Below are 14,202 nucleotides of genomic sequence, written 5' to 3'. Positions count from 1 at the left end.
CGGGTGTGCCCAAATGTCATAGCAGGTGAATACACTACAACAGAAGCGGTGAGGAGGGTGCGGGCATGAAGGAAATCAGGTATGTGGCGATGGGGGATTCTTTGACCGCTGGAGTAGGGGCTCCTGTCGGATTGGGGCTTACCGATCTGGTCCGTGTGCTTCTGGTTCAAGCGTCGTCCGGCAAGCGGGTAGCACTGACGAATAACGGAATCAGCGGACTGAAAACCGGGGAGCTGCTGGAGAAGCTGAAGCGCGAAACGCCGCTGCGCGCCGATGTGGAGCGCGCGGATTTTATAACGGTCACCACGGGCGGCAACGATATGCTGGCGGCGGCGAAGCTATATTTCAGCGATCCGGATCAGATGATTCTGCGAGAGGCGCTGCGCCGGTGCCAGAATCAGCTTCAGCAGCTTACCGATTTGATCCAACAGCTGAAGAAATCGTCAGTCCGGCCCTATGCGGTCCGTCTTACTGATTTGTACAATCCGCTGCCCCAAATCCCGGAGGCGGCTTTCTGGGTAGGACGGTTTAACAAAATGCTGCGCAGGTTCGAGTCCCGGAATCTTCTGGTGGTTGACGTGTACCATGGCTTTGTCGGCAAGGAAAAGGAGCTGCTTAGCGATGATCAGGTTCACCCGAATGCGGAGGGCTACACTGTGATGGCCAAGGCGGTGCATCAAGCCGGGTATGCGCCGTTGTTTTAGGCCGCTTGCCGGCCTTGGCGCTTCTTTGCATGGAGAGTCCGGGATCGGGACAGGATGGCCGCAACGATTGCTGGAATGATGGGCAAGCTCACACCCATACACATAGATCATAGCAGGTCGCACATCCGGAACAATGAGGAGGCGGATGGGGATGAAATGGATTGTATGCATGAAGCAGACGTTCGATACGGAAGAGCGCCTTGTGGTGGAGCAGGGACAAGTTGCCGAGGACGGCATGAAGTGGGTACCGCAGGCTGCTCCAGCTCAGCTACCGGTTTGCAAACGCTCTCACGGAACTTGGTCTGGCAAAGGGCGACCGTGTGGCTCTAATGTTCCCGAATTGCCCCCAGTATGTCATTGGTTATTACGGGACTTTGTCCGCAGGCGGCATTGTTGTGCAGACGAATCCACTTTATACCGAGCGGGAGCTGAACGCTCATTTCAACGATTGCGGAGCGGAGTTTTTACTGTGTCTGGATAGGGTATTCCCCAAAGTCCAGCGGCTGCAGCATGATGTGCCCCTGAGACGGGTCATTGCGCATTGAGCGGCTGCGCCGGGATCAGCTGCTGGATTTGTATGCCTGCGTGGAATGCGGCCGCTGTACAAGCGTCTGCCCGGCCTCGTCCACCGGCAAGCTTCTCTCGCCGATGCATCTAATTGTGAAGCTTCGGGATCATTTGACGGACAAAGGGACAGCGATAACCTCGCGATCCCCTTGGGCGCCTTCCTTGCAGGCTTTTAGATCCCGACGGGTCTCCACATTTCCGGCGGCTTCCGCATCATCTGCCGAGATGAGTATCCGGATCTGGGACTGTCCCCCGATATTCAGGTGTATCATCACACGCAGTTAATTGCCCGCTGGCTGCGAGAGGGGCGCCTGCATCCGAAGCAGGAACGAAAGGAAACGGTGGTTTACCACGATTCCTGTTACTTGGGGCGCTATAACGGAGAATATGCGGGTCCCCGCCAAATAGTAAGCGCTCTGCCCGGCTTGACGCTTGTTGAAGCGGCGCAGTCACGTTCGGAAAGCATGTGCTGCGGGGCGGGGGGCGGACGGATGTGGATGGAGGAGCAGGAAGGAACGCGAATCAACGAAGCGCGGACCGGCCAGCTGCTTGCAGCGCAGCCTGCGGTCATCGCCACTGTTTGCCCTTACTGCATGACGATGATTGCGGACGTCCTGAAGCAGTGTGAAGCGGATGCACGGGTCCAGGCGCTCGATATCGCCGAATTGGTGGCTCGGAGCCTATAGCGCCGATGAACAGCCTGCCGCTTCGTTCAGGTGCTTCTGGGGACAGGGGATAGTTGGCAGGCGGTACAATCGCGGTCATACGGCGGACCTCCGTACGCTCCGATCCTGCATGCCCGCCTAGAGTGTTATCCTTCGTCCCATTTGCGTCTGCCCGGCATTTTTACTGATGTCATTAGTATAGTGGTATAGTGTTCCGTCATTAACGAAATAACGTTTCGACGCCACTTGCAGCTTACTGGCTGTTCTTCCCGCGGTCCGGAAATGGACGTTGCTTCAGGTTTGATCTACTGGAGACGACCGGAACAGCGCTGCCAATCCATACAGCGACTACAGCATGAACCAATTGCCGGGGCTGACACAGCCCTTGTGCAAAGAGATCTTCCTCCTGGCATGGTTTATTGAAGCAGCTCGGTGAACATATCGCTGACCGGCTTGAATAGCCAGATCACAGCGTCGATCGGATTCGGCAGTGCTACATGCGCCGCCTGCAGGATGCTGAGGATAGCGCCGCAAAGCAGGAGGAAGCTGAAAACGGCGAAATCCCGGTAATATTGTTTGCGCCACAGGGACGGTCCCTCCATGACGGCGATTCCAATCGTTACGGTTACGATCCCGAGAATGGGCCACATGCCGAACGCTCCTTCCGCTTTAAGCTGTTCATTATGATTTGGACCTGGGCTTCCGAACGGTACGAATCCGGTTCTTGCTGAGCATCTTGGGGCGAAAGCGCTGAAAAGGGCGCGGCAGCCGCAAAATGGCGTCCTCCTGCTCGCTCAGATTGAGCGGGGCCATCGGCGACATAAAGGGCACACCGAAGGAGCGCAGGCTGCACAGGTGCAAAATGAGCGCGATAAGGCCTATCGCAATGCCGAATAAGCCAAAGGAGGCGCCCAGCATCATCAGGAAAAAACGCATCATCCGAACAGGGATCGACATATTGTAATTCGGTACGACGAAGCTGGAAATTGCCGTTATCGCCACGACGATAACCATTGCCGCCGATACAATGCCGGCCTCGACGGCCGCTTGTCCGATAACCAGCGTGCCGACGATGGAAACCGCTTGCCCGACGGCGCGCGGCATTCGAATGCCGGCCTCACGGAGAATTTCAAACGTAATTTCCATCATCAGCGCTTCGATAAACGCCGGAAAAGGAACCCCTTCCCGCTGGGCCGCCAGACTGATCAGCAGCATTGTCGGCAGCATTTCCTGATGGAAGGTAGTAATGGCGATGTACATGGAGGGCGCGAGCAGGGCAATGGCTAACCCGATGTACCGGAGCACCCGTACGAGACTGCTGAATCCCGCGCGCTGATAGTAGTCCTCGGGGGACTGCAGGAACTGAATGAACAGCGAGGGGACGATAAGCGCGTGCGGCGTCCCGTCGATAAGAATGGCGACCCGTCCCTCCAGCAAAGCGGCGGCTACGGCGTCCGGGCGCTCGGTGTTCTGAATAGTGGGGAACGGGGAATAGTGGGAATCCTCCATGAATTCCTCGATATAGCCGCTCTCCAAAATACTATCCGTATCAATCTGGGCCAGCCGCTTGTGCACTTCCTCCACAACATCCTTCATGACGATGCCTTCGATGTACATGATGCTGACGTCCGTTTTGGTGACCCTTCCGATTTTTGTGTTCTCCAGGCGCAAGCGCCGATCCCTGATTTTGCGGCGTACCATGGCGGTATTGGTTCGTATTGTCTCCGTAAACGATTCCTTCGGGCCCCGGATGACCGCTTGATCGGACGGCTCGGTGATGCTGCGTTCCTTCCAGCCCTGCACGGCCACATGCAAGCCTTGCACACAGCCGTCGAACAGCACAGCGGCATTGCCGGCCAAAATGCATTCCAGCACCTGTTCGAACCGTTGTAGCAAGCAGATTTCGCCAACGCTCAAAATAGCCTGTTTCAACACCTCCGGCACCTGTTCGACCGGCGTGCCGGGCTCCAGAATATGCTGCTGCATCATAGCGCCCAAAACATACTGCTGCACCGTCGTCGAATCGGCCAGCCCCTCAAAAAACAGCACGGCGGTTTTGCGCCGGTCCTGGCCAATCACCAGCTGCCGGATGACCAGGTCACTGTTATTGCCCAGCAGCCCGCCCAGGTGATCCAGATTTTGATCCAATCCGGCATATAGAAGCTCGCGTAAGCTAGTTGACGTGTCCATAACGTTCTCCTGTATGCATGATGTGGTCATCCCCCTGACGTGCTAATTATTTCCTGAAACGTGCCAAACCATGCAGGCAAGCGCCGGAGGGACAGGCTCCCTATTGCAGGGCGGTATCGCAGGTGGGCTCCGGCGCTCCCCTCGCGCGGTGCGGCGTCTCATGACGGAGAATAGCACTCGCAGCCACGGTATTGCCTCAGCGGAGAGTTAGCAGCCGCTCGCAGCGATCGGCGCAGCTATTCGGAGTAAGCCCTTCGGCTGTAGGAATGGCAGGGGACAGCATCCCCGCCGGGGCGTTCGTGAAAAAAAAGAACCTTCCCGGCCATCAGCGATGGAAAGGAGGGTTCTTTTTCAACGGGTGTATCTTGAGGCAGCACCAGGTAAAGGGGGAAGGCCGGCTGCCGAAAACCGCGGATTTGCACCAGCAAAAAGCGCTTGGGCAAACGGTAAGGGCGCTGCCCCCTGGCTGAGCGGCTAACGAAGTCCGGCAGGGTTCCCTTCCGGATGGGAATCGCGGAGGAGCAGCTTTTTCCGGGCCGAGTAGCACCTGCGGCATACGGGCAAATAGCTTTCATTGCCGCCGATTTGAATTTGCTCGCCTTCAAACACCGGCATGCCGTTTTTTAGCCGCATATTCATAATCGCTTTTTTCTCACAGTACCAGCAGACGGTGCGGACTTCCTCTATCTCGTCGGCAAGTGCCAGCAGCTCCCGGCTTCCTGGAAATAACTGTCCCTGGAAATCTGCCCGCAGCCCATACGCAAACACCGAAATACCTAGTGTATCCACTATCTCGCTCAGCTGCAGGACGTGGTCCTTTTTCAAAAATTGGGCCTCGTCCACCAGCACGCACGATGGTATTTCGCTCCGTACGATGTCCAGCAGGTCCGTATGTTCCTCCACCCGGATGGCCGGCTTGCGCAGCCCGACCCGGGAGCCGACGACTCCGCTGCCGTACCGGTCATCCACCGCGGGAGAAAACAGCAGCACCTTTTTGTCCTGCTCCTCGTAGTTGTGCGCCATTTTGAGCAGATCCATCGACTTGCCGCTGTTCATCGTCCCGTAACGAAAATACAATTGTGCCAAAGGATGTCTTCCTCTCCGTTGTCAAAATGAGCGATCATTTCAACCTGATATTGTGAAACTGGAATGCCCTAAACGGTCAATGCAGTGAATGTTTCATGGCGTCAATCCTTAGCTGCGGGTCCGTTCATTTATTGAAGCGTTTCTGATCATAACATGAATCGTACCGGATGAAAACAGCCGAATCGCACGGCAAAAATACTCAAATTACGGTAAACCTGCTTGAAGGCCAGGTATAGTAAGCTATAATGAAAAGGTATTTACCGGTTAGACGGGGATGCTCTTTTCTCAGATGTGTCCCCTGCTTTAACACTATACTTAGGGAGGGATTTACGATGGCATTTACACTTTCAATCGGTGACAGCGCTCCGGATTTCCAATTAAAGGGAACAGATGGAAGGCTGTACGGCTTGGGGGATTTTCGGGAGGCGAAGACGCTTGTTGTATTCTTCACCTGCAATCACTGCCCGTACGTTATCGGTTCGGACGAGGTTACTCGCCAGACCGCCGAGAAATACATTCCGCACGGCGTGGCGTTTGTCGGGATTAACTCGAACAGCGTTAACACCAACGCCGATGATTCCTATGAGAAAATGGTAGAGCGCATGAATGAGCACCGCTTCCCATGGACCTATCTGCACGATGAAACACAGGAGATCGCCAAAGCTTACGGTGGTCTGCGTACGCCGCATTTCTACGTGTTCGATGAAAGCCGCAAGCTCGTTTACACCGGAAGGGGAGTAGATTCGCCCCGGGATACAAGCAAAATGACTATCAATGATTTGGACAACGCCTTGGGCGATATCGTAGCCGGCCGCCCGGTTGCGGTGCCGCTGACGAATCCGATCGGCTGCAACGTGAAATGGGAAGGCCAGGACAAGCATTGGATGCCGGCGGATGCTTGCGATTTAGTGTAAGCCTTGTTATAGCATATACAAAATAAAAGAGAGATGTGCTTCCTGGCGAAGCGCAGCTCTCTTCTATTTGTTTCTTCGACGCATTTTACAGCTTACGCCCTCAGATGCTGCTGCCAACGATGTGTCTTCGGGGCTTGTACAGCGCTGCAAGCCCGTCCGGTCCGGGAGCTGCCGCCTGTTCTTTACTGACGGGGGGCCCACAGCATGACAGCGACCCCGGTCAGGCATATGGCGGCGCCAAGCCAGTCGTACAAGTCGGGCGTCTTTTTATCCACCCACCAGCCCCACAGCACAGCCAGCGCAACAAATATGCCCCCGTAAGCGGCGTACACCCGGCCGAAGGATGGAAAGCTCTGGAGGGTAGGGATGACCCCGTACGCAATCAAAATCAAAGCGCCCGCCAGCCCGTACCACATCGGCTTGGCTTCCTTCAGCCACAGCCAGATGAGGTAGCCGCCGCCGATTTCTGCCAGACCGGCAAGCAGGAACAGCACCATGGAAAGGCCCATCTGCATCCGGCACACCTCCTGTTCATCCATATTTTGGACGATAGAAAGCGGTTTCTGGAGCCCGGTCCGGCCATTGCCATACCATACGAATAAGCGTGTCCGGTCTCCCGGTACTGCCGCTGCTTCTTGTGAAATCTGTTCCAGAGCGATAACCGGACCGGATAACATGCCGCGTATACGCGCCAATCACCATGCAAGAAAAGAGCAGGCACGAACGCCTACTCCCACGGATATTTGGCGGTGATGAATTCGGCCAGCTTCTTGCTCTCCTGACGCCGCTGGCGGCGCATCTCGGCACGCAAGGGGGCGCTCTCGTGGAGCTTGATTTCCTCCTCGGTTTCCGGGATAACCTGCGGCACCTGCACGGTTTGCTTCTTCTCATCGAGCGCCACGAAAGTGAGGAAGGCTGTGGCTGCGATGGTCCGTCTGCCGCTCAGCAAATTTTCGGCAATCACCTTGACGAAGATTTCCATAGAGCTTTTGCCGGTCCAGGTCACGAAGGACTCCAGCGACACGGAATCAGTCGGGTGAATCGGCTGCAGGAAGTCCACGGAATCCGTTGAGGCGGTGACAGAGGTCTGCCGACAGTGCTTGGATGCGGAAATGGAGGCGATATCATCAATATACGCCATCAGCTTGCCCCCGAACAGCGTGTTGTGGTTGTTGACGTCGGTAGGGAAGATTCGGTTCGTTTTGACGCAGCGGGACTCCCGCACAAAACGAGGCTCCATAGGTTGACACTCCTCTCATGCAGGGCGGCGTACCGTAGGGTACTTGTCCTGAATGCATTTGATTTCCTTATTGTAGCCGGATTAGCCGCATTCGAAAACAGTTTTTTGCAGTCCCGCCGAGCTCCTCCAGCAGCCCGTAATTTGCCCAGGCACCGACAACAGCTCCGATGCCCGGGACGAGCTGCAGCATTTTGCGGAAGTCGATGCAGTCGCGGTATTCGCGCTGAAACTGCTCCCAGTCGATGGCGGTCCAGTTCGTCTCGCCCTGCGGACGCTCGTGCGCCCGCTCGTCCCAATGCCGGATCGCGTCAAGCAGCCGGGGACGGACACCAGGGCTCGAAAAAGCGAGCTGGAACACCTGAAGCACAAACAGCCGCTCATCCGGAACACGTGTGGAGAAGCCGTACAGATGCGACAGCTCAAACAGAAAACGCATTTTAATCGCGAGGAGCGCCGGGAAATCAACCAGGCCAAGCATGATTCCGCCCGCGCCTGTGCCTGCCCCTTCGGCGGCGGCAATTTTTTTATAGGTGGACAGCAGCTCATCCGCCCGGGCATCCCGCTCGGCGAGCGTCAGGCCAAGCTGCGGCGGCTGCTGCGGCGCGAATTCGATACCGGCCAGCACAGTGCGCACAATGCCTTTTACCGTGGCGGTGATGGTATCGTGCACCTTTTGCGGAAGGATCTGATTGACCTTATCAGAAAATTGCTTGGAGGCGCGCTCCATCAGACCAGGCGGACGCAGCAGCTGGTTTTCCCAGCGCAGCAGCTCGCGGCGAACTTGAATTTCATATGCACTCATTGGAGCAGCTCCTTTGTTGATTTGAATTCTATTCCTGTTCGTAGTATAGTTTACATTACTTGTTAGGTTTTTGAGGCATCGAAAAATGCGGCATACCGCTATTTGCTGTCCGATAACGGTTTTGATCGCGGATTGCTGAGGCTGCATTGGTTTCGCATGGCGGCTTATCCGGCTTCCAGCTATTGTTGTTACGGATGCATTTCTTTCCGGTTGCAAATTTGGTAAAATTGGGCGAAAATCCGAATAATATTAACCAAACGTAAGTAAGCATAAGAAAAGAGGGGGTTTTCCAGCGTTTTTAACAAAATATTAAATATTCTGAATATTTACAAAATTAATTGTGCCCGCCTATAATAAGAGTACGCAGCAAGCCTTACCAGCATTACATAACACCGGTAAGCACAAAGGCCCACAAGCCCGGCTGCGGATAGGGAAACCCAAGGCGACCTTCGAGACAGCCCCGAAAGGAGATAGTCCAATGAAGCAGGTTAGCGAAGCATGCGGGATGCGGACTGCACAAGGGAGGCAGATGGCGGATTGAGGAACACGGCGGACAAGCTCCGACACGGTTCAGCACATACGCCGGCCAGTCGACAATCCGGTGAACCGACGCCAGATCCCCATGCGGGATAAGGTTTGACGGAATCTTCGTAGAAATGCGATTTTCTGCAAAGAAAATAAAGCGTCTACGGGCAGGTTGAACTGGTGCGTGACAGCTGCTTTCGCAGGATGCGGGCATGCGGGAATCCGAACATTTTTTTATCCAAACATCCCCAATGTTTGCGAAAATCGATTTTTACAGGAGGATAGCTTCTACCAAATTGAATATGGATGAAATAGGTTAGGCCCTGCTTATACGGTATATAAGCAGGGCCTAACTGTTGTTGTGACGCGGTTTTGTCCCACAACCGGCAAAATTCCTTTATCGGTTTATAAAAAACTTTAAATTGATAATCCGAAGGGGTCGGTGTTAAAATAAATTCATATTGTGTAAGGAAGCTTCACATAATTTTCAGTAGCGTATTCATGCATGGAAAGGTATAATCATTCAATACCATTATTCCGGCTCTGATAAAATTTTTGACGAAAGGTTGCACAATAATGAATTTTAATGGAATGCCCACACAACAAGGTCTATACAATCCCCAGTTTGAGCATGATGCTTGTGGTATCGGTTTTGTAGCGAATATCAAGGGCAAGAAGTCCCATCAAATTGTTCGTCATGCATTGGATGTTCTGCTTAATATCGACCATCGCGGCGGACAAGGCGCTGAATCCAATACCGGTGACGGCGCAGGGATTTTGCTGCAAATTCCGCATGACTTTCTAAAAAAGGTCACAGCTGCAATCGATATCGATCTTCCGGAAGCTGGCTATTACGGTGTCGGGATGATGTTCCTGCCGCGCACAAGTGAAGCTGCCCGCAAGCAATGCGAGGAAATTGTCGAACAGCACATCCGTGAGCTGGGTCAAACCTGTCTCGGTTGGAGAACGCTGCCGGTTGACAACTCCACTCTCGGTGAATCCGCGATTTCGGCAGAACCATATGTCCGTCAGGTTTTCATTAAACGCAGCAGCGACGTTAAGGATGCGCTGGCGTTTGAACGCAAGCTTTATGTCATTCGCAAGCTGGTCGAAAACAGCGTGCGTGCCCTGGATACGGAAGAAGCCAAGAAGTTCTATATTTCCAGCTTTTCCAGCCGCACGATTGTATATAAAGGGATGCTGACGCCAGAGCAGGTAGACGGCTACTATCAAGATTTGAAGGACCCTGACCTGCAATCGGCGATTGCCCTCGTTCACTCCCGTTTCAGCACCAACACGTTCCCAAGCTGGGAGCGCGCCCACCCGTACCGTTATATGATTCACAACGGAGAGATTAACACGCTCCGCGGCAACGTGAACTGGATGCATGCGCGTCAAGCCATGATTGAATCCAACCTGTTCGGCGACGATTTCAAGAAATTGCTGCCGCTTATCGATACTGACGGATCTGACTCTCAAATGTTCGACAACTGCATGGAGTTCCTCATGCTGTCCGGCCGTTCCCTGCCGCATGCAGCAATGATGATGGTTCCGGAGCCATGGCAGAAGCACGAAACGATGGACCCTGCAAAACGCGCGTTCTATGAATTCCACAGCACCCTGATGGAGCCATGGGACGGACCGGCCGCAATTTCTTTCACGGACGGTACCATTATCGGCGCGATGCTGGACCGCAACGGCTTGCGCCCGGCCCGCTATTATGTAACCAGCGACGACATGATTGTTTTGTCCTCGGAAGCCGGCGTTGTCGAGATCGCTCCGGACAAAATCATCAAGAAGCACCGTCTGCAGCCGGGCAAAATGCTGCTCGTCGATACTGCAGCCGGCCGTATCGTGTCGGATGAAGAAGTTAAATCCGCTATTATTCATGAACACCCTTATCAGGAGTGGGTTCAAAACAACCTGGTCAAATTGGATCAGCTGCCGCAAGCGGGCGAAGCCATCCAGGATGATCCTTTGACGCTCGTTCAGCGTCAGCAGGCATTCGGATATACGTTTGAGCAGCTTCGCAAAATATTGGAGCCGATGGGTAAAACCGGCGTCGATCCAATCGGTTCGATGGGCTATGACGCTCCGCTGGCTGTGCTGTCCGAGAAGCCGCAGCTGCTCTATAACTACTTTAAACAGCTGTTCGCTCAAGTAACGAACCCGCCGATCGACTCGAACTTCGAGGAGATTGTTACTGCACAGGTGACTACGATTGGCCCTGAGCGCAACCTGATTGACCCGCAGCCGGAAAGCTGCCGTCAGATTCAGCTTGAAACGCCGGTTATTACCAATGAAGAGCTGGCGAAAATTCGCCATATCGACCGCGAAGGCTTCAAGACGGCTACATTGCCGATCCTGTTCCGTGCGGGCGGCAGCGGCGCAGCGCTGGAGACAGCGATGCAGGAGCTGTACGCGGCAGCGGATCAGGCGATTGCGGACGGCGTCAACCTGATTATTTTGTCGGATCGCGGCGTCAATAGCGAAATGGCCGCCATTCCTGCGCTGCTGGCCGTTTCCGGCCTGCACCATCACCTGATTCGCGAGGGCTCCCGTACAAAGGTTGGCCTGATTCTGGAATCCGGCGAACCGCGTGAAGTGCATCACTTCGCGCTGCTCCTCGGCTTCGGCTGCGGCGCAATTAACCCGTACCTCGTGTACGAATCGCTTGGCGACATGATCCACCAGAATCTGCTGGTCGGCGTTGACCATGCCAAAGCGGTTTACAACTATGTGAAGGCGGCCACTAAGGGCGTAACGAAGGTTCTTGCCAAAATGGGGATTTCCACCTTCCAAAGCTACCGCGGCGCACAAATTTTCGAAGCGATCGGACTGCAAACGTCCGTTATCGATAAATACTTTACTTGGACAGCCTCCCGTATTGGCGGTATCGACATCGATACGATTGCCAAAGAAGCCGAGCTTCGCCACGGGCGCTCCTTCTCCAAAAACGAAGGCGTTGACCGCGTGCTGGATACAGGCGGCGAGCTGGCGTGGAGAAGCGGCGAGGAAGAGCACATGTACTCTCCGGAGACGATTCACTCGCTGCAAACGGCTTGCCGGAACAACGACTATAAGATGTACAAAAAATATTCCGGGCTGATCAACCGTGAGTCCGGTACGCAGTTCGCGCTGCGCGGCCTGCTTACGTTCAAGTCCGATCGAAAGCCGGTTCCGATTGAAGAAGTGGAATCTGTAGAGTCGATCTACAAACGCTTCAAAACCGGTGCGATGTCGTTTGGCTCCATCAGTAAAGAGGCGCATGAGAGCCTGGCTATCGCGATGAACCGTATCGGCGGCCGCAGCAACACAGGCGAGGGCGGCGAAGATCCGAAACGCTTCACCCCGGATGAGAACGGCGATCTGCGCCGCAGCTCGATTAAACAGGTTGCTTCCGGACGTTTCGGCGTAACGAGCCACTACCTGGTGAATGCCGATGAAATTCAAATTAAAATGGCGCAAGGCGCAAAGCCGGGCGAAGGCGGCCAGCTGCCGGGCACCAAGGTATATCCTTGGGTTGCCGAGGTTCGCGGCGTAACACCTGGGGTTGGCTTGATTTCACCGCCGCCTCACCATGATATTTACTCGATCGAGGACCTTGCCGAGCTGATTCATGATATGAAAAATGCGAATCCGAAAGCGCGCATCAGCGTGAAGCTCGTTTCGGCAGTCGGTGTCGGTACGATTGCTGCAGGTGTTGCGAAAGGGAAAGCGGATGTCGTGCTTGTCAGCGGTTATGATGGCGGTACGGGCGCATCCCCGCAAACCAGTATCCGTCATGCGGGTCTGCCATGGGAGCTTGGTCTGGCGGAAACGCATCAAACCTTGCTGCTGAACAACCTGCGCAGCCGGATCGTTGTGGAGACAGACGGTAAAATGCTGACAGGCCGCGACGTTATTGTTGCCGCGCTGCTTGGTGCGGAGGAGTTCGGTTTCTCGACTACGCCGCTTATTACCATCGGCTGCGTAATGATGCGAGTATGTCATTTGGATACATGCCCGGTCGGTATCGCTACTCAAAATCCGGACCTTCGCAAGAAATTTAATGGCGATCCGCAGCATGTTGTAAACTTCATGCGCTTTGTTGCCGAAGAGGTTCGTGAATATATGGCGGAGCTTGGCTTCCGCACGATTGATGAAATGGTTGGCCGTACGGATATTCTGGAGGCACGTGCCGCAGTCGAGCATTGGAAAGCCAAAGGCATCGACCTGTCGCCGCTTCTGCATCAGCCGGAAATTCCTGCAGGTGTCGGCACGCGCTGCATCGAGGAGCAGGATCACGGCCTCGACAAAACGATCGATATGCAGCAGCTGCTGGAGATTTGTAAGCCGGCGCTGGAGAACAAAGAGCATGTTCATGCGATCCTGCCGATTCGCAACATCAACCGTGTTGTCGGGACGATGCTGGGCAGTGAAGTGACCCGCCGTTACGGCCGTGAGGGGCTGCCGCACGATACCATTCGTCTGCACTTCCACGGTTCTGCGGGACAAAGCTTCGGCGCTTTCGTGCCGAAAGGGATCACGCTTTCTCTGGAAGGCGATGCGAACGACTACGTCGGTAAAGGTCTTTCCGGCGGCAAGATCGTAATCTTCCCGCCAAGCAATTCCAGGTTTGTGCCGGAAGAGAACATCATTCTCGGTAACACCGCGTTGTACGGGGGTACGGATGGCGAAGCCTACCTGCGTGGTATTGCGGGCGAGCGCTTTGCGGTTCGGAACTCCGGTGTGCGTGTTGTTGTCGAGGGTGTGGGCGACCATGGCTGCGAATACATGACCGGCGGACGCGTGGTCGTTCTCGGGGAAACCGGCCGCAACTTCGCGGCGGGGATGTCCGGTGGTACGGCATACGTGTTGGATGAGAATGGAACCTTCAAGGATCGCTGCAATCAAGAGATGGTTCTTCTAGAGCAATTGGAAGAAGCCTATGAAATGAACGAAGTGAAGAACATGATTCGCAACCATGCCAAGTTCACGGACAGCGGCGTTGCCCACCGGATTCTGGCAAACTGGGAACACTATGTTTGGAAATTCGTGAAGGTCATTCCGAAGGATTACAAACGGATGTTCACTGCAATTGAGCGTGCCAAATCCGATGGAATGTCCCAATCGGAAGCGGAGATGCAGGCGTTTCTGGAAAACAAACGCGATGTATCCCGCACCGGCGGCAACTAAGTGTACGTTGAATAGTTGAATAACCTTTTCTTGCCAAGCTGGCAGTGTCTATTCAGGCGCCGCCAGCTTGGTTTTTTTAGATTTACAAGGCCGGGTGAAAAAGAAAACCGGAGGACGGGATGGGAGTGGAGCAGCGCTAGCGGTCGCCTTTGCAGACGGATTTTTACGATAAATAGAGCTTACAATGAAAAAAATCGGGCTGGAACAGCGAGCGGAGCCCCATCCCGGTTGGAGGCAACTATTTTTTTACCGCACATTTAGAACATGCGGTCAAATAGAAGCCGGGGTAAAAAAATGATCCGGTGTTCTTAAATGTTTGCTATATAAAACG

10 protein-coding genes and 2 pseudogenes are annotated in these 14,202 nt (G+C 54.5%); 6 read left to right on the top strand and 6 right to left on the bottom strand.

Going from position 1 to position 14,202, the window contains the following annotated elements; all coding sequences use genetic code 11:
- Positions 1–65 precede the first annotated feature (65 nt).
- The 4 genes and pseudogenes from WBG83_RS12410 (at position 66) to WBG83_RS12400 (ending at position 1,957) form a co-directional block, all read left to right on the top strand.
- Positions 66–704, top strand: a complete 639-nt coding sequence (locus WBG83_RS12410) for a GDSL-type esterase/lipase family protein (protein WP_336745372.1) — start codon at positions 66–68, stop codon at positions 702–704.
- A gap of 272 nt (positions 705–976) precedes the next feature.
- Positions 977–1,240, top strand: a pseudogene (locus WBG83_RS12405) (AMP-binding protein); the annotation flags it as partial.
- 1 nt (position 1,241) lies between these two features.
- Positions 1,242–1,404: pseudogene (locus WBG83_RS22625) on the top strand (4Fe-4S dicluster domain-containing protein); the annotation flags it as partial.
- A 130-nt stretch (positions 1,405–1,534) separates the two neighbouring features.
- Positions 1,535–1,957, top strand: a complete 423-nt coding sequence (locus WBG83_RS12400) for a (Fe-S)-binding protein (RefSeq protein WP_336745371.1) — start codon at positions 1,535–1,537, stop codon at positions 1,955–1,957.
- Between the two features lie 395 nt (positions 1,958–2,352).
- Here WBG83_RS12400 and WBG83_RS12395 read toward each other — a convergent pair whose 3' ends face one another.
- The 3 genes from WBG83_RS12395 to WBG83_RS12385 form a co-directional block, all read right to left on the bottom strand.
- Positions 2,353–2,586 carry a hypothetical protein gene (locus WBG83_RS12395; protein WP_336745370.1) on the bottom strand — a complete coding sequence of 78 codons (234 nt, stop codon included), beginning with the start codon at positions 2,584–2,586 and terminating at the stop codon, positions 2,353–2,355.
- A 31-nt stretch (positions 2,587–2,617) separates the two neighbouring features.
- The gene (locus tag WBG83_RS12390) at positions 2,618–4,126 is read right to left on the bottom strand and encodes a spore germination protein (RefSeq protein WP_336745369.1); all 1,509 of its coding nucleotides are present in this window, start codon (positions 4,124–4,126) and stop codon (positions 2,618–2,620) included.
- A gap of 474 nt (positions 4,127–4,600) precedes the next feature.
- On the bottom strand, positions 4,601–5,212 hold the full coding sequence (locus WBG83_RS12385; RefSeq protein WP_336745368.1) for a thymidine kinase: 612 nt from the start codon (positions 5,210–5,212) through the stop codon (positions 4,601–4,603).
- Positions 5,213–5,544: 332 nt separating this feature from the next.
- Here WBG83_RS12385 and WBG83_RS12380 point away from each other — a divergent pair, with 332 nt between their 5' ends.
- Positions 5,545–6,126, top strand: a complete 582-nt coding sequence (locus WBG83_RS12380; protein ID WP_336745367.1) for a thioredoxin family protein — start codon at positions 5,545–5,547, stop codon at positions 6,124–6,126.
- A 182-nt stretch (positions 6,127–6,308) separates the two neighbouring features.
- On the opposite strand, the gene WBG83_RS12375 is transcribed toward WBG83_RS12380, so the two are convergent.
- The 3 genes from WBG83_RS12375 to WBG83_RS12365 all read right to left on the bottom strand — a co-directional run bounded on the left by WBG83_RS12375 (position 6,309) and on the right by WBG83_RS12365 (position 8,168).
- Positions 6,309–6,635, bottom strand: coding sequence for a YnfA family protein (locus WBG83_RS12375; protein WP_336745434.1), 327 nt, complete (start codon positions 6,633–6,635; stop codon positions 6,309–6,311).
- Between the two features lie 218 nt (positions 6,636–6,853).
- On the bottom strand, positions 6,854–7,366 hold the full coding sequence (locus WBG83_RS12370) for an acyl-CoA thioesterase (protein ID WP_336745366.1): 513 nt from the start codon (positions 7,364–7,366) through the stop codon (positions 6,854–6,856).
- Between the two features lie 67 nt (positions 7,367–7,433).
- Positions 7,434–8,168 (bottom strand): EcsC family protein, encoded by a 735-nt coding sequence (locus WBG83_RS12365; RefSeq protein WP_336745365.1) that lies wholly within the window; start codon positions 8,166–8,168, stop codon positions 7,434–7,436.
- 1,101 nt (positions 8,169–9,269) lie between these two features.
- On the opposite strand from WBG83_RS12365, the gene gltB reads away from it, so the two are divergent.
- Positions 9,270–13,871 carry a glutamate synthase large subunit gene (gene gltB / locus WBG83_RS12360; protein WP_336745364.1) on the top strand — a complete coding sequence of 1,534 codons (4,602 nt, stop codon included), beginning with the start codon at positions 9,270–9,272 and terminating at the stop codon, positions 13,869–13,871.
- The last annotated feature ends 331 nt before the right edge of the window (positions 13,872–14,202 follow it).

Origin of the sequence: Paenibacillus sp. y28, assembly GCF_037137075.1 — a bacterium.
Lineage (GTDB): Bacteria > Bacillota > Bacilli > Paenibacillales > NBRC-103111 > JBBBNV01.
This window is presented reverse-complemented; position numbering and strand designations above follow the sequence as displayed.

What these genes read in the sequence shown, in the direction of transcription:
- WBG83_RS12410 (WP_336745372.1), top strand. Translation starts at nt 66, where the DNA reads ATGAAGGAAATCAGGTATGTGGCGATGGGGGATTCTTTGACCGCTGGA.
- WBG83_RS12395 (WP_336745370.1), bottom strand. Translation starts at nt 2,586, where the DNA reads ATGTGGCCCATTCTCGGGATCGTAACCGTAACGATTGGAATCGCCGTC.
- WBG83_RS12390 (WP_336745369.1), bottom strand. Translation starts at nt 4,126, where the DNA reads ATGGACACGTCAACTAGCTTACGCGAGCTTCTATATGCCGGATTGGAT.
- WBG83_RS12380 (WP_336745367.1), top strand. Translation starts at nt 5,545, where the DNA reads ATGGCATTTACACTTTCAATCGGTGACAGCGCTCCGGATTTCCAATTA.
- WBG83_RS12375 (WP_336745434.1), bottom strand. Translation starts at nt 6,635, where the DNA reads ATGGGCCTTTCCATGGTGCTGTTCCTGCTTGCCGGTCTGGCAGAAATC.
- WBG83_RS12370 (WP_336745366.1), bottom strand. Translation starts at nt 7,366, where the DNA reads ATGGAGCCTCGTTTTGTGCGGGAGTCCCGCTGCGTCAAAACGAACCGA.
- WBG83_RS12365 (WP_336745365.1), bottom strand. Translation starts at nt 8,168, where the DNA reads ATGAGTGCATATGAAATTCAAGTTCGCCGCGAGCTGCTGCGCTGGGAA.
- gltB (WP_336745364.1), top strand. Translation starts at nt 9,270, where the DNA reads ATGAATTTTAATGGAATGCCCACACAACAAGGTCTATACAATCCCCAG.